The following is a 17,812-nucleotide window of genomic DNA, read 5'->3' as shown; positions in this document are numbered from 1 at the left end:
CGAACTCTCGATCGAAGCAAAAGCGCAGGTCAGAACGGATTGTCAGTGGCATACCGCACGATGGGCACATACGGCATCCCGTATCAGGGCATGCCGTCACGCAGACGACAGGAGGTTCGTCATGGCCAGCTATCACGCAGCAGCCGCCCGCCGGCGCCGCGCCACCGGCCCTGCCCCCTCACTGACCGGACCGGCGAGCGACGTCCACCCGGTGCTCCGCCGGACCACGGCCCCGCCCGCCGCCCTCGACCTGCTCGCCCAGGCCCGCGCCGGACTGGACGAGGCAGCCGTCCTCGAAACGCCCAACGAGCGCTATGCCACCGCGCACCTCGCCGCCCTGCGCACGGCCGCCGCCGTGCTCGCCGCGCGTGGCCGACCCGAGCCCACCTCCCGACGCCGCGCCCGCATCAGGAGCGCCTGGGAAGTGCTCCCCGAGATCGCGCCCGAACTGACCGAGTGGAGCGCGCTGTTCGCCTCCGGGGCCCGGCGCCGCGCCCGGGCCGAGGCGGGCATCCAGGGCGCGGCCAGCCGCCGGGACGCCGACGACCTGATACGCGACGTGGCGATGTTCCTGCGCCTCGTCGAGCGGATGCTCGTCCTCCAGCCGGTCCTGCCGCAGCCCCGGCAGGACGCCGACCATCCGCAGGCGGACGCGGACGGCGACCGGGACTTCCCGGACACGGGCTGAGCGAGTCCGCCGTACGAGACGATCGGCGGGCAGGCCCGCACGGTGACCAGGTGGGGCGGTGGAGGCAATAGGGTGGAAGGCGCCTGAAGCCTTCCCTCCGCGCCCGGCCGGGGAGGCAGCCCGTTCGCTCCGCCGTGCCATGGGCGGTGCCGCGCCGAGGAGTCAACTGCCGTGTCGGACCCGAGCCGCCCCCGCGCCTCCCTCCGTACCGCCGTGGTCTGGGAGGTCCTCCAGGACGCCCTCGAACGCCGGGTGAAGGCCACCGGGCGGGAGTCCCTCGACGTCCTCGACACCGGGGGCGGCAGCGGCAAGTTCGCGGTGCCCGTCGCCCGCCTCGGCCACCGGGTCACCGTGGTCGACCCCAGCCCCAACGCGCTGTTCGCGCTGGAGCGCCGCACCGCCGAGGCCGGCGTCGCCGACCGTGTGCAGGGCGTCCAGGGCGACGCCCACGGCCTCTTCGACGTCGTCGAGCGCGGCGGCTACGACGTGGTGCTGTGCCACGGCGTCCTGGAGTACGTCGACGATCCGGCCGAGGGCGTGCGCAACGCCGTGGCCGCCCTGCGCTCCGAGGGCGTACTCAGCCTGCTCGCCGCCGGCCTCGGCGGCGCCGTGCTCGCTCGCGCCCTCGCCGGCCACTTCAAGGAGGCGAGGCAGGCCCTCGCGGATCCCAACGGCCGCTGGGGCGCGGGCGACCCCGTGCCGCGCCGCTTCACCGCCGAGCAGCTCACCGAGCTGGTCGAGGGCGCGGGCCTCAGGGTCGGTGCCGTGCACGGCGTACGGGTCTTCGCCGACCTCGTCCCCGGCGTCCTCGTGGACACCGAGCCCGGCGCCCTGGAGGCGCTGTTCAAGCTGGAGGAGGCGGCGGCCGAACTCCCCGCCTTCCACTCCGTGGCGACCCAGCTCCATGTGCTCGGCGAGACGCGGGGGGCCACCGAGTCCTGAGCGCCTCCTGCGGTGCGGCGCTGATCAGGGACTTGGCCGCACATGGAGTACGCCACAGGCCCCCCGATCGGGCGTTCAGCGCCGTATGATCGAGGGAGACCGCCCGGCATGACGGGTCGGCCGCTGGGGAATGCAAGATTCAGCGAGCCGGTACGTCCATGGCGGATTCCGGTTGGCCAATTGGCGCAGAGGGGCGGGTTTCACGGGGGCGATTCCCTGCCTATCCTGAAGGGACCCCCCGGGTCGCCCCGGCGACTGCACGATGAGGAGGACTCCGTGCCGCTCTCGGAGCACGAGCAGCGCATGCTCGAGCAGATGGAGCGAGCGCTGTACGCCGAAGATCCCAAGTTCGCGTCGGCGCTCGAGGGAAGCGGGCTGCGTACGTACACCCGGCGGCGGGTCTACCAGGCGGTCGCGGGCTTCCTCGTGGGTATCGCGCTCCTCATGGCTGGAATGGTGGCCAAGCAGGTCTGGCTCAGCGTGGTGGGCTTCCTGGTCATGCTGGGGTGTGCCGTGCTCGCCGTGACCGGCTGGCGCAAGGCCCCCAAGCCGGGCGAACAGCCCGCGGCCGGTGCCCCGCACGCGCGCCGTCAGGGACGGCAGAAGCGCTCCGTGATGGACCGTATCGAGCAGCGCTGGCAGCGCCGCCGCGACGAGCAGGGCCACTAGCTCCTCTTGCGCCGTCCCTCCCGGACGGTTCTCGCAGACACAGGTGAGGGGGTGACCACCCCGGCGGGTGGTCACCCCCTCACGTATGCCCGGAAGAGCGGGTGCGGTGCGGCCCGGCCGCACCGCACCTGCGTCGTCAGCCGCTCTGCTGCTCGGAGGGCCGCCGCACCAGCGTCGACCAGCGCTCGGCACAGCGAGCCTTGAACGCCGTCCAGCGGTCCGTGAGGTCCCACAGCGCACGGACGGCCGACCGGGGCGCCATGACCGCCCGCACCCGGGTGGTCCAGCTCGCCCGGGACCGCAGCGCCGCCCGCAGTGTGCGGACATGGTCCGCCAGCCCCGGCACGTCCCGCGGCTGAGGTGCGAACAGCACCTGCTCCACCGCACTCGCCACCCGGTGCACCGACTCGGCGGTCGCCGCGTCCAGCTGCCCGAGGCGCACGATGCGTGCAACCGCCTTGCGCGGGGTCAGCGCGTCGTCCGGCAGGATGCCGTAGTCCCAGGCCGTGTCGGTGAGTTCGCGCCAGACGGCCAGGACATGGCCCGCGGCCACCTCCGCGGCGAACCGCGCGTCCGCCTCCACCGGCAGGGCCGTCACATCGACATCGTCCCGGCCCCCCGCGTCCGCGCCCCGCGCCTTGCGGCCCTCCCGGGCCGGCGCCGGGGCGGAGACGGAGTGCTGGGCCGAGGCCAGCCGCACCGAGCGCCGCCGCAGCCGCCACAGCATGGGCAGCAGCGGCACGGCGACCGCCAGGAGCCCCAGCAGGGACCATCCGGCGATCTTGTACCAGGGCAGACCGTCACCGCCCGGCTTGGCCGTCTCCAGCGGGAGAGCGGCGGAGCAGTCCTCCAGCCTCTGCTGCCGCGCCGAGCAGCTGGTGCTCGCAGAGGGCGCCGCCGAGGCGGACGAACCCGCCGACTGCGAGGGCCGCGATGCCGGCGGGAGATTGTTCTCCGGCGTGTCCGACTGCGTGTACGAGGGGGTCACGCCCCGGCTCGGGGTCGGCTCGAAACGGGTCCAGCCCACCCCCTCGAAGTACAGCTCGGGCCAGGCGTGCGCGTCCTTCAGCCCCACCGACACCGAGCCGTCCGCCTGGGGCGTGCCCGGGGCGAAGCCCACCGCGACCCGGGCGGGTATGCCCAGGCTGCGGGCCATCGCCGCCATCGCGAAGGAGAAGTGGACGCAGAAGCCCTGCTTGTCCTTGAGGAACTTGGCGATCGCGTCGGGACCGCTGCCCACCTGCACCTGGGTGCTGTACTCGAAGCCGCCGCTGAACGAGAAGTAGTCCTGGAGCTTGACCGCCTGCTCGTAGTGGCTGGTCGCGCCGTCGGTGACCTTGCGGGCGGTCCTGGCCACCACCGCGGGCAGGGAGTCCGGCAGTCTGGTGTAGTCGCGCTTCAGGGACGCCGGCGGCTCCGGAGCGTCGGCGAGCTGCTCCGCCGTCGGCTGCACATCGAGACTCTTGACCAGGTAGGTCTTCCCGCGGGTGGTCTCGCCGTGGTCGCCGACCAGCGTCATGCCCACCGGTTCGTAACGCCATTTGCCGTTGACGTCCACGCCGCTGGGCGGGTACGGCATCGGCAGCCAGTCCTGGGCGTACCAGTCGGCGGCCGAGATCCGGGTCTGTATCTCCGCCCGCTTCACGTCCCCGCCGAGGCCGGCCGGGATCGGGAAGCTGCCCGGTACGCCGGTGACGTGCCGCTTGGACGGTTTCCAGGTGCTGCCGTCGAAGTCGTCCAGGGACACGATCCGCAGGTACAGGTCCGAGATGTCGTTGCTGTTCGTCTTCAGGGACATGACCTCGCGGTCCTGGTCCACGTTCAGACTGTCGCGCAGGGACACCAGCGGGTTCACCGCGGAGATCGTGCCGCCGCTGCCGTTGCCGCCGCCCACGCCCGTCCCGGCCGCGTCCAGCAGGCCGCCGTTCATCGCGGGCAGGGCGATCGGCACCATCAGGGCGACACCCAGCGCGACCACTCCGATACGGCGCCCGGTGCGCACCGGCGCCAACGCGCCGGGCTCCCCGCCCGGGCCGTGCGCCGCCCCGCCGAAGACCCGGCCCCACTGCGAGAGCCGCTCGCGCCCCTCGGCCAGCAGCAGCATCAGATAGCCGCCCGCCGCGACCAGGAACCACAGCCAGTCGGCGCCGCCGTGGGACAGCCCTCCGGCGACGGAATACAGCGCCAGCAGCGGCAGACCGGCCGGGGCTGCGCTGCGGAAGGTCACCGCGAGGGTGTCCACCGCGAGGCCGATCACCAGCACCCCGCCGAGGACCATCAGCCTGATGCCGTCGGACTCCAGGGGCGCCGGGATCGCATACCGCGCGATGTCGTCGCTGCCCTGCTGCAGCAGGTCCGCGAAGTGACGGAACGCCGCGGGTCCGGGGACGATGCCTATGAGGGCCTGCTGCCGGGCGAAGGCCAGGGTCAGCATCATCAGCGTGACCAACGCCTGCGCCGCCACCGTCAGCGGCCGTGCCAGCGGCACCCGCCGGGTCGCCGCGCCCACCCCCGTCTGCACCGCGAGCATGACCGCCACCTGGAGGATCCAGGAGGCCGGCGAGACCAGTGGCAGCAGGGCGCAGGACGCCATCAGCGTGGCCGCCCAGGCGCACAGCGCCAGTCGTGCCCGCCCGCTCATGAGCCCGTCCCCCCGCTGCTCGTCCCGCTCGTCGCGGCGAGACCCGTGCGCTCGCGGTCCGCCAGACGCCACAACTCCGCGAGCGAAGCGGCCCGCGGCACCTTCAGGGCCGTCCAGCCCGCCTCCCGCAGCATCCGCAGCCGTTCCCCGCTCCTGTCCAACGGGCCGGGCACATCGCTCGGTTCCCGCACCCACGCGTCACTGTCCAGCAGGAAGGCGACCGCGCCCCCGCTGCGCTGGCGCATCTTGGCGACGACCGCGGCCTGCTCCTCGTCGAGGTCGCCGAAGAAGGCCACCAGCAGCCCCTCGTTCCCGCCGCGCAGCACGTCGTACGCCCGCGACAGGCCCGCCCCGTCGGAGTGGTCGACCACCGCGAGGGTGTCCATCATCAGCCCGGCCGCGTCCGCCGTCTCCTGGCTGGCGCCCGCGAACCCGTCGGCGCCCTCGCCGGGCACCGAGTTGCCGGTGTCGGTCAGCAGCCGGACGGAAAAGCCCCGTTCGAGCATGTGCACCAGGACGGACGCCGCGCCCGAGACCGCCCACTCGAAGGCCGAGTCGGGGCCCGCGCCCTGGAAGGCGAGGCCCCGGGTGTCGAGCAGCACCGTGCAGCGGGCGCGCTGGGGCTGCTCCTCGCGGCGCACCATCAGCTCGCCGTAGCGGGCGGTGGAGCGCCAGTGGACGCGGCGCAGATCGTCGCCGTAGCGGTAGCCGCGCGGGATCACGTCGTCCTCGCCGGCCAGCGCGAGCGAGCGCTGCCGCCCGTCGCCGTACCCCTTCGACTCGCCGCTCAGGCGCACCGGTGGCAGCGCCTCCACACGCGGGATCACCGTCAGGGTGTCGTACGAGGAGAAGGACCGGGTCAGCTCGCACATCCCGAACGGGTCGGTCAGGCGCAGTTGCAGCGGGCCCAGCGGATAGCGGCCGCGCAGGTCGGAGCGGACCCGGTAGGACACCTCGCGGCGGCCGCCCGGCTCCACCCGGTCCAGGACGAAGCGGGGGCGCGGGCCGAGCACGTAGGGCACCCGGTCCTGGAGCATCAGCAGGCCCGTGGGCAGCCGCGAGACGTTGTCCATCCGCAGATGGACCCGGGCCTCACTGCCGGCGGGCACGCGCGCGGGGGCCAGACGGCGGCTGCCGGCGACCCGGTAGCGCGTGCGGTAGAGGAACAGCGCGCAGATCAGGGGCAGTGCGGCGAGCAGCAGACCGACCCGCAGCAGATCGCTCTGCCCCAGCACGTAGGCGCAGATGGCGGCCGCGATCCCGGCGGCCAGGAAGGAGCGTCCGCGGGTGGTCAGGCCCGCCAGGGCGGTTCGGACGCCGCCCTTCTCGCTCTGGCCGCTGTCCGGGTGGCCCGTCCCCCCGGCGGTCATCACAGCCTCCGCGGCGGCTGCTGGGGGTACGCGGGCGCACCGCGGCCGAGGCCGCCGAAGCCGGGCTGCTGCTGGGGCGCGGCAGGCACCGCGGTGCGCTGCAGGATCTCCTGCACGACCTGCTCGGAGGTACGGCGGTTGAGCTGGGCCTGGGCGGTGGGCAGCAGCCGGTGGGCCAGGACGGCGACGGCGAGCGCCTGCACGTCGTCCGGCAGCGCGTACTCCCGGCCGCTCAGGGCTGCGGAGGCCTTCGCCGCGCGCAGCAGGTGCAGCGTCGCGCGCGGGGAGGCGCCGAGTCTGAGGTCGGGGTGGGTGCGGGTGGCGGCGACCAGCTCCACCGCGTACCGCCGGACCGTTTCGGCGACGTGCACGCCGCGCACGGCCTCGATCAGCTTCACGATGTCGTGCGCGTGCGCCACCGGCTGCAGGTCCTCCAGGGGGGACACACCGCCGTGCACGTCGAGCATCTGCAGCTCGGCCTCCACGCTGGGGTAGCCCACGGAGACCCGGGCCATGAAGCGGTCGCGCTGGGCCTCGGGCAGCGGATAGGTGCCCTCCATCTCGACCGGGTTCTGGGTGGCCACCACCATGAAGGGGCTGGGCAGCTCATAGGTCTGCCCGTCGATGGTGACCTGGCGCTCCTCCATCGACTCCAGGAGCGCGGACTGCGTCTTGGGCGAGGCGCGGTTGATCTCGTCGCCGATCACGATCTGCGCGAAGATCGCGCCCGGCTTGAACTCGAAGTCCCGGCGCTGCTGGTCCCAGATGGACACACCCGTGATGTCCGAGGGCAGCAGGTCGGGGGTGAACTGGATGCGCCGCACCGAACAGTCGATGGACTTGGCCAGCGCCTTGGCCAGCATGGTCTTGCCCACGCCGGGGACATCCTCGATCAGAAGATGTCCCTCGGCGAGCAGTACGGTCAGCGAAAGCCGTACGACCTCGGGCTTGCCCTCGATCACTCCTTCCACCGAACTGCGGACCCGCTCCACAGTGGCAGTCAGATCTGTAAGGCTCGCTCGATCGTCATAGGTCGTCACCCGGCCCTCCTCGGCCCGTTCTTTCTCCGGGCCGACGCTTGCTGTGCGGACCGGCCCACCCCGAAACACGGACACCACGCGTGAATAGTTCCGCGTGACGCCACACCCCGCATTCTTGCTGCCGTTACCGTTTCGTGTCACTCGACTGTGGACAACTGGCTGCGGTATGTCGGGTTTTACGACGCTTGGGCTCCAGCATGCGCGGGATTTGCGAAAAACGAGAAGGGCCGAGCGCCGTCACGCGGGGTCGATCTCGCGCAGCAGACCCGTCTTCACGTCGAAGACGAAGCCGCGTACGTCGTCGGTGTGCTGCAGGAACGGCGAGGTGCGCACCCGCTGCATGGACTGCCGTACGTCCTGGTCGACGTCCCGGAAGGACTCCACCGCCCAGGCCGGGCGCTGGCCGACCTCCATCTCCAGCTCGGTGCGGAAGTCCTCCGTGATGGCCTCCAGGCCGCAGCCCGTGTGGTGGATGAGGACGATGCTGCGGGTGCCCAGCTTGCGCTGGCTGATGGTGAGCGAGCGGATCACGTCGTCGGTGACGACGCCGCCCGCGTTGCGGATGGTGTGGCAGTCGCCGAGCTCCAGGCCGAGCGCGGCGTGCAGGTCGATACGGGCGTCCATGCAGGCCACGACCGCCACGTGCAGAACCGGGCGGGCGTCCATCCCGGGGTCGGTGAATGCCTCGGCGTACCGTCCGTTGGCCTCGACCAGGCGGTCGGTGACGGTGCCGCCGCGTATGGCGCCTTCGGACTCGGTGGGAACAGATGCAGAAGTCGTCATAGCTATGACGGTACTGGTCACAAGCGATTCAGTCGCGGTGTGAGAGCGGGAGAAGAGCGTCATCACAGCCTTCTTGTGAGGTAACCCACACGAGTGGCGGAGGTGAAGCCGTACGGGTGATTTTCGCGGATTTGCGGCTTCACAATCACGCCGGGGCGCGACGCGCAGGCCAGTTGATTGACCGCGAGACACCGTGGACTAAAGTGACGCGAAGCGGGAGGCGAGGCTCTCCCTGCTGGACTGAAATCCCCGGAGGCCCCGGCTCACGCACGGACGGTCTCCCCACGTGCGCGGCGCGTACGTACGGCTCGGCCTCCTCCCGCTCCCGGTCGGCTGACGCTCCTGGCGCCGGCGGACCTCCCCTTCACGAGCGGGCGGGGACCCGGCGGTGCGTATGGCCCGCGGCCGGATCTGAGAGGGCCCAGGATCAAATGGGGCGCGAAGCGCATTCGAACAAGGGCGGTGGTGGGCGACGGGAGGGACAGAGTCGACATGTCCCGGTGATGCTCCAGCGGTGCCTGGACCTGTTGGCCCCCGCCCTGCAGCGGCCGGGAGCGGTGGTCGTCGACTGCACCCTCGGCCTCGGCGGCCACAGCGAGGCCCTGCTGACACAGTTCCCCGAGGCCCGGCTGGTCGCCCTGGACCGCGACAAGGAGGCGCTGCGCCTGTCCGGCGAGAGGCTCAAGCCCTTCGGCGAGCGGGCCACCCTGGTGCACGCCGTCTACGACGAGCTGCCGGACGTACTGGAAAGACTCGGCATCGCGCGCGTGCAGGGCGTCCTGTTCGACCTCGGCGTCTCCTCCATGCAGCTCGACGAGGCCGACCGCGGCTTCGCCTACGCCCAGGACGCCCCCCTCGACATGCGCATGGACCAGACGACCGGCATGAGCGCCGCCGAGGTCCTCAACACCTACCCCGCCGGCGAACTCGTCCGGATCCTGCGGGCGTACGGCGAGGAGAAGCAGGCCAAGCGGATCGTGGCCGCCATCGTGCGCGAGCGCGCGAAGGAGCCGTTCAGCAACAGCGCGCGGCTCGTCGAGCTGATCCGGGACGCGCTGCCGCAGGCCGCCAAGCGCACCGGCGGCAACCCGGCCAAGCGCACCTTCCAGGCCCTGCGTATCGAGGTCAACGGCGAGCTCTCCGTCCTGGAGCGGGCGATCCCGGCCGCCGTGCAGGCACTCGACGTGGGCGGACGGATCGCCGTCCTGTCGTACCACTCGCTCGAGGACCGCCTGGTCAAACAGGTGTTCGCGGCCGGAGCGGCCACCACCGCGCCCCCCGGACTGCCGGTCGTGCCCGAGCAGTACCAGCCCCGGCTCAAGCTGCTCACCCGCGGTGCCGAACTTCCCACCGAGGAAGAGGTCGCCGAGAACCGGCGGGCGGCGCCGGCGCGACTGCGCGGAGCCCAGCGCATCAGGGAGTCCATCGAATGAGGGGCGTGAACGAGTTGGCGAGCGAGTCGGCCCGGCAACCGGACTCACTGGAGGCCGTGTGAGCAGGAAACCCGAACTGCGGGGGCGGGCCGCTCGTCTCGCACGCCTCTTCCCCGGACCGGGAAGCCGTGCACAGGCGGCCCGTACCCCCTTCGTCCTTCTCGTCGTGCTCCTCCTGGGCGGCGGGCTGATCGCGCTCCTGGTGCTGAACTCCGCGCTCAGCGAAGGCTCGTTCAAGCTCGACGACCTCCAGAAGGACACCAAGAGCCTCACCGACGAGGAACAGGGGCTCCAGCGGGACATCGACTCCTACTCCGCCCCGGAGGCCCTCCAGCAGCGGGCCCGCGAACTGGGCATGATCCCCGGCGGAGATCCCGCGTTCCTGAGTCCCGACGGCACCGTCAGGGGCGTCCCCTCGGTCGCCGGCCAGCAGGCCGTCAGCCGGACCGTCGAGCAGTCCGCGGTGCAGATGCCGCTCGTCCTGCTCCCGCCTCAGCCCGCCGCGGCCCCGCCGGCCGCCGGTGCGCCCCCCACCCCACAGGCCGATCCCGCCCAGACGACCACGACCCCCGGCAGGTGACGGAAGTGCCAGACACTTCTGGAGAAAGGCAACCGCCGCGCCGACGCGTGCCCGGCCCCGCGCGGCCCGACCGCCCCGCCGCCGGCGCCCGGCGCCCGGGCCCCGGCGCCCGCCCCGCCCGCCGCCCGGCACCGGGCCGCCCCGCGGCCTCGGGCGCCCTGCGGCTGGGCAGCCCCCGCCCCCGGCTGCGCATGGTCAGCCTGGCGCTCACCCTGGTGCTGGCCGCCTTCGTCGTACGGCTGCTGCAGGTGCAGGCCGTCGACGCGAGCGCGTACGCCGCCAAGGCCGACCAGAACCGCTACGTGGGCCATGTCCTGACCGCCGAGCGCGGCGGCATCCTCGACCGCAACGGCGTGGCCCTCGCGACCAGCGTGGATGCCTACGACCTCACGGCCGACCCCACGATGTTCACCCGCGAACAGCTGAAGGTCGGCAACGGCCCGGAGCAGGCGGCCGCGCTCCTCGCGCCGATCCTCGGCATGGAGCAGGACACGCTCGTCCACAAGCTCCGCCCCAAGAACAAGAAGCTGCGCTACGTCCTGCTCGCCCGCCGCCAGACCCCGCAGGTCTGGAAGCAGATCAAGGACCTGAAGACCGCCCTCACCGCGAAGGGGGAGAAGGACAAGTCCACGGTCAACGTCCTCGCCGGTGTCTTCGCCGACCCCAGCAGCAAGCGGATCTATCCCAACGGGGACCTGGCCGCCGGGATACTGGGCTGGGTCAACGACCAGGGCAAGGGCGGCGGAGGCATCGAGCAGGAGCTCAACAAGGAGCTGGCCGGCAAGGACGGCAAGATCCGCTACGCCCAGTCCGGCGGCCGCCTGGTGCCCACCGCGGGCTCCACCGAGACGCCCGCCGTGCCCGGCAGCGACGTCGAGCTCACCCTCGACCGCGACATCCAGTGGGCCGCGCAGAACGCGATCAGCCAGCAGGTGAGGAAGTCCGGCGCCGACCGCGGGTACGTGATAGTGCAGGACACCCGCACCGGCGAGATCCTGGCGATGGCCAACGCGCCCGGCTTCGACCCCAACGACCTCTCCAAGGCGAACCCGAACGCGCTGCACAACTGGGCCGTCGAGGACGCCTACGAGCCCGGCTCCACCGCCAAGATCATGTCGATGGCCGCCGTGCTCCAGGAGAACGTCGCCACCCCGCTGACACATGTCGTCGTGCCGAACCGGCTGCACCGCGGCGACCGGCTCTTCAAGGACGACGTCGACCACGACACCTGGAACCTCACGCTCAACGGCGTGCTCGCCAAGTCCAGCAACATCGGCACCATCCTGGCCACCGGCCAGCTGGGCAGGACACAGGCGCAGGCCAACAAGGTCCTCTACTCGTACCTGCGCAAGTTCGGCATCGGCGGCTACACCGGACTGGGCCTGCCCGGCGAGACCAAGGGCATCCTCGCGCCGCCGGAGAAGTGGTCGACGTCGCAGCAGTACACGATTCCTTTCGGCCAGGGTGTGTCCGTCAGCGCGCTGCAGGCGGCGTCCGTGTACTCGACCATCGCCAACGGCGGCGTCCGCATCCAGCCCACGCTGGTGCGCGGCACCAAGGGACCCGACGGGCGCTTCACCGCGGCCGCGAAGCCCGAGAGGACAAGGGTCGTCAGCGCGAAGACGGCGAGGGCCCTCGCCCAGATGCTGGAGTCGGTCGTCGACGACCGGGAGGGAACCGGCAACAAGGCGCGCATCCCCGGCTACCGGGTCGCGGGCAAGACGGGTACGGCCAACCGCGTGGATCCGGCCACCGGCCAGTACCGCGGCTACACCTCCTCGTTCGCCGGATTCGCACCTGCGGACAACCCCCGCATCACCGTGTACTGCGCCATCCAGAACGCCACCAGCGGGAGTTACTTCGGCGGCCAGATCTGCGGACCCATCTACAAGGAGGTGATGGAGTTCGCACTGAAGACCCTTCAGGTCCCGCCCACGGGTGCGCGGGCCGCGAACCTGCCCGTCACCTTCTGATCAGCGCAACCAGCCAGGAACGCTCCGTGACCATGATCACTCCCGACTCCGGCAACCCGGGCGCCCCCGCCCCCTCGCCCGCCCGTCTTCCACCGCCACCCTTGCCGGACCGCGCTGCGCGCGGGCCCCTCTTTGGCTCGCAGGCGGGTGCGCCCGGTACGCTCACCGCCGTGCCACACGCTGATCAGTCCCAAACCACCCAGAAGGGCGCATCCGTGACATACCCGGGGCCGCCCAGGCCGGTGCAGGTCTCCGCCACACCCCTCGCGGAACTCGCCGATCAGCTGGGTGCCACCGCGTCGGAGAGCGCCGCCGAGGTCACGGGCATCACCCATGACTCGCGCGCCGTCCGCCCCGGCGACCTGTACGCCGCCCTGCCGGGCGCCCGTCTGCACGGTGCCGACTTCGTCACCCAGGCCGCCGGCCTCGGCGCGGTCGCCGTGCTGACCGACCCGACCGGCGCCGAGCGCGCCGCCGCGACCGGTCTGCCGGTCCTGGTGGTGGAGGACCCGCGCGGGCGGATGGGCGAGCTGGCGGCCACGATCTATGGCCACCCGGGCCGCGATCTGCTCCAGATCGGCATCACCGGCACCTCCGGCAAGACCACCACCGCCTACCTCGTCGAGGGCGGCCTGAAGACCAAGAGCAACACCGGTCTGATCGGCACGGTCGAGATGCGCATCGGCGACGAGCGCATCAAGTCCGAGCGCACCACCCCCGAAGCCACCGACCTGCAGGCCCTGTTCGCGGTCATGCGCGAACGCGGCGTCGAGGCGGTCGCCATGGAGGTCTCCAGCCACGCCCTGGTCCTCGGCCGGGTCGACGGCTGCGTCTTCGACATCGGCGTCTTCACCAACCTCAGCCCGGAACACATGGAGTTCCACTCCGACATGGAGGACTACTTCCGGGCCAAGGCACAGCTGTTCACCCCGGAACGCAGCAAACTGGGCGTCGTCAACCTCGACGACGAGTACGGCCGCAGGCTGGTCGAGGAGGCCGGCGTCCCGGTCGTGACCTTCTCGGCCGAGGGCCACCCCGACGCCGACTGGCGCGCCGAGGACGTCCAAGTCGGCCCGATGGACTCGACGTTCACCGTGATCGGCCCCGAGGGCGAGCGGATCGAGGCGAAGGCGCCGCTGCCGGGCGGCTTCAACGTGGCCAACACCCTCGCCGCCGTCGTCGCCCTCGCCGCCGCGGGCCTCGACCCGCAGACCGCCGCCGACGGCATCGCCGCCGTCCCGGGCGTGCCGGGCCGCCTGGAGCGCGTGGACGCCGGGCAGCCGTATCTCGCGGTCGTCGACTACGCCCACAAGACCGACGCCGTCGAATCGGTCCTGCGCGCCCTGGGCAAGGTCACCGAGGGCAGGCTGCACGTCGTGCTCGGCTGCGGCGGCGACCGGGACAGGACCAAGCGGGCGCCGATGGGCGCCGCCGCGGCCCGCCTCGCCGACACCGCCGTACTGACCTCCGACAACCCCCGCTCCGAGGACCCCCTCGCGATCCTTGCAACCATGCTCGAGGGCGCGGCGTCCGTACCAGCACACGAACGCGGCGAGGTCCAGGTCTTCGAGGACCGGGCCGCCGCGATCGCCGCAGCCGTCGCCCGAGCACGGCCCGGGGACACCGTGCTCGTCGCGGGCAAGGGCCACGAGCAGGGCCAGGACATCGCCGGGGTGGTCCGTCCCTTCGACGACCGCCAGGTGCTTCGAGAAGCCATCCAGAAGACCCAGGGATGAACTTGTGATCGCCCTCTCTCTCGCCGAGATCGCAGAAGTCGTCGGCGGGCAGACGCACGACATACCGGATCCGTCCGTCCAGGTCACGGCTTCGGTCGTCCGGGACTCCCGCGAGGTGCGGCCCGGCAGCCTCTTCGTCGCCTTCGTCGGCGAACGGGTCGACGGCCACGACTTCGCAGCCCAGGTCGTCGAGGCGGGCGCGGTGGCCGTACTGGCATCGCGCCCCGTCGGCGTGCCCGCGATCGTCGTCGAGGACGTCCAGAGCGCCCTCGGAGCCCTCGCCCGCCATGTCGTACGACGACTCGGCGCGACCCTCGTGGCCCTCACCGGCTCCGCGGGCAAGACCAGCACCAAGGACCTGATCGCCCAGGTCCTGCAGCGCAAGGCACCGACGGTGTTCACGCCCGGCTCGCTCAACAACGAGATCGGGCTGCCCCTCACCGCCCTGTCCGCCACCGAGGAGACCAGGTTCCTCGTCCTGGAGATGGGCGCCCGCGGCATCGGCCACATCCGCTACCTCACCGACCTGACGCCCCCGAAGATCGGCCTCGTTCTCAACGTCGGCACCGCCCACATCGGCGAGTTCGGCGGCCGCGAGCAGATCGCGCAGGCCAAGGGCGAACTGGTGGAGTCCCTTCCGGAGGACGGTGCCGCGATCCTCAACGCGGACGACCCCCTCGTACGGGCCATGGCGTCCCGTACGAAGGCGAAGGTCCTCCTCTTCGGAGAGGCCGACGAAGCGGACGTACGCGCCGAGAACGTGCGACTCACGGACAGCGGACAGCCCGCCTTCACCCTCCACACACCCTCCGGTGCAAGCGATGTGACCATGCGCCTGTACGGTGAGCACCACGTGTCGAACGCGCTCGCCGCGGCCGCCGTCGCCCATGAGCTGGGCATGTCCGCAGCTGAGATCGCCACCGCGCTCTCCGAGGCGGGCTCCCTCTCCCGCTGGCGCATGGAGGTCACCGAGCGACCGGACGGCGTGACCATCGTCAACGACGCCTACAACGCGAACCCCGAGTCCATGCGAGCCGCCCTGCGCGCGCTCGCGGCCATGGGCAAGGGGCGGCGGACCTGGGCGGTGCTCGGCAAGATGGCCGAGCTCGGGGACGAGGCGCTCGCCGAGCACGACGCGGTCGGACGGCTCGCCGTCCGGCTCAATGTCGGCAAGCTCGTCGCGGTCGGGGGCAGGGAAGCGTCCTGGCTGCAACTGGGCGCATATAACGAGGGTTCGTGGGGTGAGGAGTCGGTGCACGTGTCCGACGCACAGGCGGCGGTCGACCTGTTGCGCAGCGAGTTGCGCCCGGGGGACGTCGTGCTCGTGAAGGCGTCCCGGTCGGTGGGGCTCGAAAGCGTGGCGCAGGCGCTGCTCGAGACCGGTGCCGAGGGTGGGGCTGATGCCCGATGATGAAGCAGATCCTGTTCTCGGGCGTCATCGGTCTCTTTCTGACGCTGGTCGGCACCCCGCTGCTGATCAAGCTGCTGGCCCGCAAGGGCTACGGCCAGTACATCCGTGACGACGGCCCGCGCGAGCACGCCAGCAAGCGCGGTACGCCGACCATGGGCGGCATCGCCTTCATCCTCGCGACGGTGGCCGCGTACTTCCTCTCCAAGGTCATCACCGGCTACGCCCCGAGCTACTCGGGTCTGCTGGTGCTCGGCCTGATGTGCGGCATGGGCCTGGTCGGCTTCCTCGACGACTACATCAAGATCGTCAAGAGGCGTTCGCTGGGCCTCAGGGCCAAGGCGAAGATGGCCGGCCAGCTGATCGTCGGCATCAGCTTCGCGGTGCTCGCCCTCCAGTTCCAGGACGCCCGCGGCAACGCCCCGGCCTCCACGAAGCTGTCGTTCATCACGGACTTCGGCTGGTCGATCGGCCCGGTGCTGTTCGTGGTCTGGGCGCTGTTCATGATCCTCGCGATGTCGAACGGCGTGAACCTGACGGACGGTCTGGACGGCCTGGCGACCGGCGCCTCCGTCCTCGTCTTCGGCGCCTACACCTTCATCGGCGTCTGGCAGTTCCAGGAGTCCTGCGCCAACGACCAGACCCTCACCAACCCTGCCGCCTGCTACGAGGTGCGCGACCCGCTCGACCTCGCGGTCATCGCCTCCGCGCTGATGGGCGCCTGCCTCGGCTTCCTGTGGTGGAACACCTCGCCGGCCAAGATCTTCATGGGTGACACCGGTTCGCTCGCGCTCGGCGGTGTCCTCACGGGCCTGGCCATCCTCTCCCGCACGGAGCTGCTGGTGGCCATCATGGGCGGCCTGTTCGTCCTCATCACGATGTCGGTGGTCATCCAGGTCGGCTCCTTCCGCCTGACCGGCAGGCGCGTCTTCCGGATGGCGCCACTCCAGCACCACTTCGAACTCAAGGGCTGGTCCGAAGTCCTTGTGGTGGTCCGCTTCTGGATCATCCAGGGCATCTGTGTGATCGTCGGACTGGGCCTCTTCTACGCGGGATGGGCAGCGGACAAGTGACCGACTGGCAGGGCAAGCACGTCACCGTCGCCGGGCTCGGCGTCTCCGGTATCCCGGCGGCCAAGGTGCTGCACGCGCGCGGGGCGATCGTCACGGTCGTCAACGACGGCGACGACGCACGCGCGCGTGAGCAGGCCGCCGAGCTGGAGGCACTGGGGATCACCGTGCGGCTGGGTGATGGGGCGACCCTGCCGGAGGGCACCGAGCTGATCGTCACCACCCCCGGCTGGAAGCCGGACAAGCCGCTGTTCGTCGCGGCCCGCGAGGCAGGCGTCGACATCTGGGGCGACGTCGAACTCGCCTGGCGGCTGCGGGGCCCCGACGCGGCCCCCTGGCTGGCCGTCACCGGCACCAACGGCAAGACCACCACCGTCCAGATGCTGGCGTCCATCCTGAGGGCCGCGGGCCTGCGCACGGCCGCCGTCGGCAACATCGGCGTCTCGCTCCTCGACGTGGTGCTCGGCGAGGAACAGTACGACGTCCTCGCCGTGGAGCTGTCCAGCTACCAGTTGCACTGGGCGCCCTCCCTGCGTGCGCATTCCGCCGCCGTCCTGAACCTGGCCCCCGACCACCTCGACTGGCACGGCTCCATGGAGGCCTACGCCGCCGACAAGGGCCGTATCTACGAGGGCAATCGCGTCGCCTGCGTCTACAACGCCGCCGACAAGGCCACCGAGGACCTGGTGCGCGAGGCCGATGTCGAGGAGGGCTGCCGGGCCATCGGCTTCACCCTCGGCACCCCCGGTCCCTCCCAACTCGGCGTCGTGGACGGCATCCTGGTAGACCGGGCCTTCGTGGAGAACCGGCAGAAGAACGCGCAGGAGCTCGCCGAGGTCTCCGACGTCAATCCGCCGGCCCCGCACAACATCGCCAACGCCCTTGCGGCGGCGGCCCTCGCGCGCGCCTTCGGGGTGCCCGCCGCGGCCGTACGCGACGGCCTCAGGAACTTCACCCCGGACGCGCACCGCATCGCGCATGTGGCCGACGTGGGCGGCGTCGCGTACATCGACGACTCCAAGGCCACCAACACGCATGCGGCCGAGGCCTCGTTGGCGGCCTACGAGTCCATCGTGTGGATCGCGGGCGGGCTCGCCAAGGGCGCGACCTTCGACGAACTGGTCGCCAAGTCGGCAAAGCGACTTCGCGGAGTCGTCCTCATCGGCAAGGACCGCGCCCTCATCCGTGAAGCCCTGGCGCGACACGCGCCCGAAGTACCCGTCGTCGACCTCGACCGGACCGACACTGGGGCGATGCTCGCGGCTGTCCAGGAGGCCCAGCGGCTCGCGGCCCCCGGCGACACGGTGCTGCTGGCCCCGGCCTGCGCCTCGATGGACATGTTCGCCAACTACAACAAGCGCGGTGACGCGTTCGCAGAAGCGGTCCGCGAACTCGGCGCCTGACCCGGCCGCCTGCCGCCGGGCGACCTTGGGAGGGACGCGTGGGATCGTCGAGGGCCAGGTCCTTTCGTTTGGACCA

14 protein-coding genes are annotated in these 17,812 nt (G+C 71.6%); 10 read left to right on the top strand and 4 right to left on the bottom strand.

The features are described from left to right. Window positions 1-121: 121 nt before the first annotated feature. The 3 genes from ACWC1K_RS36800 to ACWC1K_RS36790 all read left to right on the top strand — a co-directional run bounded on the left by ACWC1K_RS36800 (window position 122) and on the right by ACWC1K_RS36790 (window position 2,299). The gene (locus ACWC1K_RS36800; protein WP_450837250.1) at window positions 122-688 is read left to right on the top strand and encodes an SAV_6107 family HEPN domain-containing protein; all 567 of its coding nucleotides are present in this window, start codon (window positions 122-124) and stop codon (window positions 686-688) included. 171 nt (window positions 689-859) lie between these two features. Next, window positions 860-1,630 (top strand): methyltransferase, encoded by a 771-nt coding sequence (locus ACWC1K_RS36795; protein WP_450837249.1) that lies wholly within the window; start codon window positions 860-862, stop codon window positions 1,628-1,630. A 276-nt stretch (window positions 1,631-1,906) separates the two neighbouring features. Beyond that, window positions 1,907-2,299 (top strand): DUF3040 domain-containing protein, encoded by a 393-nt coding sequence (locus ACWC1K_RS36790; RefSeq protein WP_115908659.1) that lies wholly within the window; start codon window positions 1,907-1,909, stop codon window positions 2,297-2,299. A 136-nt stretch (window positions 2,300-2,435) separates the two neighbouring features. On the opposite strand, the gene ACWC1K_RS36785 is transcribed toward ACWC1K_RS36790, so the two are convergent. The 4 genes from ACWC1K_RS36785 to ACWC1K_RS36770 form a co-directional block, all read right to left on the bottom strand. Next, window positions 2,436-4,940 (bottom strand): transglutaminase TgpA family protein, encoded by a 2,505-nt coding sequence (locus ACWC1K_RS36785; RefSeq protein WP_450837248.1) that lies wholly within the window; start codon window positions 4,938-4,940, stop codon window positions 2,436-2,438. Next, window positions 4,937-6,310, bottom strand: a complete 1,374-nt coding sequence (locus ACWC1K_RS36780) for a DUF58 domain-containing protein (RefSeq protein WP_450837247.1) — start codon at window positions 6,308-6,310, stop codon at window positions 4,937-4,939. The genes ACWC1K_RS36785 and ACWC1K_RS36780 overlap by 4 nt, the downstream gene beginning before the upstream one ends. Beyond that, window positions 6,310-7,350, bottom strand: a complete 1,041-nt coding sequence (locus ACWC1K_RS36775; protein ID WP_450837246.1) for an AAA family ATPase — start codon at window positions 7,348-7,350, stop codon at window positions 6,310-6,312. Before ACWC1K_RS36775 ends, ACWC1K_RS36780 begins: the two co-directional genes overlap by 1 nt. A 237-nt stretch (window positions 7,351-7,587) precedes the next feature. Next, window positions 7,588-8,196, bottom strand: coding sequence for a beta-class carbonic anhydrase (locus tag ACWC1K_RS36770; RefSeq protein WP_450837245.1), 609 nt, complete (start codon window positions 8,194-8,196; stop codon window positions 7,588-7,590). Between the two features lie 368 nt (window positions 8,197-8,564). On the opposite strand from ACWC1K_RS36770, the gene rsmH reads away from it, so the two are divergent. From rsmH to murD, 7 genes are all read left to right on the top strand, one after another. Then, window positions 8,565-9,566, top strand: coding sequence for a 16S rRNA (cytosine(1402)-N(4))-methyltransferase RsmH (gene rsmH / locus ACWC1K_RS36765; protein ID WP_450837244.1), 1,002 nt, complete (start codon window positions 8,565-8,567; stop codon window positions 9,564-9,566). Window positions 9,567-9,624: 58 nt separating this feature from the next. Beyond that, window positions 9,625-10,146 carry a septum formation initiator family protein gene (locus ACWC1K_RS36760; protein ID WP_450837243.1) on the top strand — a complete coding sequence of 174 codons (522 nt, stop codon included), beginning with the start codon at window positions 9,625-9,627 and terminating at the stop codon, window positions 10,144-10,146. 5 nt (window positions 10,147-10,151) lie between these two features. Continuing rightward, window positions 10,152-12,119 (top strand): penicillin-binding transpeptidase domain-containing protein, encoded by a 1,968-nt coding sequence (locus tag ACWC1K_RS36755; RefSeq protein WP_450837242.1) that lies wholly within the window; start codon window positions 10,152-10,154, stop codon window positions 12,117-12,119. Between the two features lie 215 nt (window positions 12,120-12,334). Further along, window positions 12,335-13,855 (top strand): UDP-N-acetylmuramoyl-L-alanyl-D-glutamate--2,6-diaminopimelate ligase, encoded by a 1,521-nt coding sequence (locus tag ACWC1K_RS36750; protein WP_450837294.1) that lies wholly within the window; start codon window positions 12,335-12,337, stop codon window positions 13,853-13,855. 4 nt (window positions 13,856-13,859) lie between these two features. After that, entirely contained in the window at window positions 13,860-15,266 is a 1,407-nt protein-coding gene (locus ACWC1K_RS36745; protein WP_450837241.1) for a UDP-N-acetylmuramoyl-tripeptide--D-alanyl-D-alanine ligase, read from the top strand. Beyond that, on the top strand, window positions 15,263-16,336 hold the full coding sequence (mraY, locus tag ACWC1K_RS36740; RefSeq protein WP_450759852.1) for a phospho-N-acetylmuramoyl-pentapeptide-transferase: 1,074 nt from the start codon (window positions 15,263-15,265) through the stop codon (window positions 16,334-16,336). Before ACWC1K_RS36745 ends, mraY begins: the two co-directional genes overlap by 4 nt. Then, window positions 16,318-17,736 (top strand): UDP-N-acetylmuramoyl-L-alanine--D-glutamate ligase, encoded by a 1,419-nt coding sequence (murD, locus tag ACWC1K_RS36735; protein ID WP_450837240.1) that lies wholly within the window; start codon window positions 16,318-16,320, stop codon window positions 17,734-17,736. Before mraY ends, murD begins: the two co-directional genes overlap by 19 nt. The last annotated feature ends 76 nt before the right edge of the window (window positions 17,737-17,812 follow it).

This window comes from Streptomyces sp. NPDC001492 (genome assembly GCF_053597275.1).
Note: the sequence above shows the minus strand (reverse complement) of the source record. Positions and strands in the feature narration are given on the sequence as shown.

What these genes read in the sequence shown, in the direction of transcription:
- ACWC1K_RS36785 (WP_450837248.1), bottom strand. Translation starts at nt 4,940, where the DNA reads ATGAGCGGGCGGGCACGACTGGCGCTGTGCGCCTGGGCGGCCACGCTG.
- mraY (WP_450759852.1), top strand. Translation starts at nt 15,263, where the DNA reads ATGATGAAGCAGATCCTGTTCTCGGGCGTCATCGGTCTCTTTCTGACG.
- ACWC1K_RS36800 (WP_450837250.1), top strand. Translation starts at nt 122, where the DNA reads ATGGCCAGCTATCACGCAGCAGCCGCCCGCCGGCGCCGCGCCACCGGC.
- rsmH (WP_450837244.1), top strand. Translation starts at nt 8,565, where the DNA reads ATGGGGCGCGAAGCGCATTCGAACAAGGGCGGTGGTGGGCGACGGGAG.
- ACWC1K_RS36780 (WP_450837247.1), bottom strand. Translation starts at nt 6,310, where the DNA reads ATGACCGCCGGGGGGACGGGCCACCCGGACAGCGGCCAGAGCGAGAAG.
- ACWC1K_RS36770 (WP_450837245.1), bottom strand. Translation starts at nt 8,196, where the DNA reads ATGACGCTCTTCTCCCGCTCTCACACCGCGACTGAATCGCTTGTGACC.
- murD (WP_450837240.1), top strand. Translation starts at nt 16,318, where the DNA reads ATGGGCAGCGGACAAGTGACCGACTGGCAGGGCAAGCACGTCACCGTC.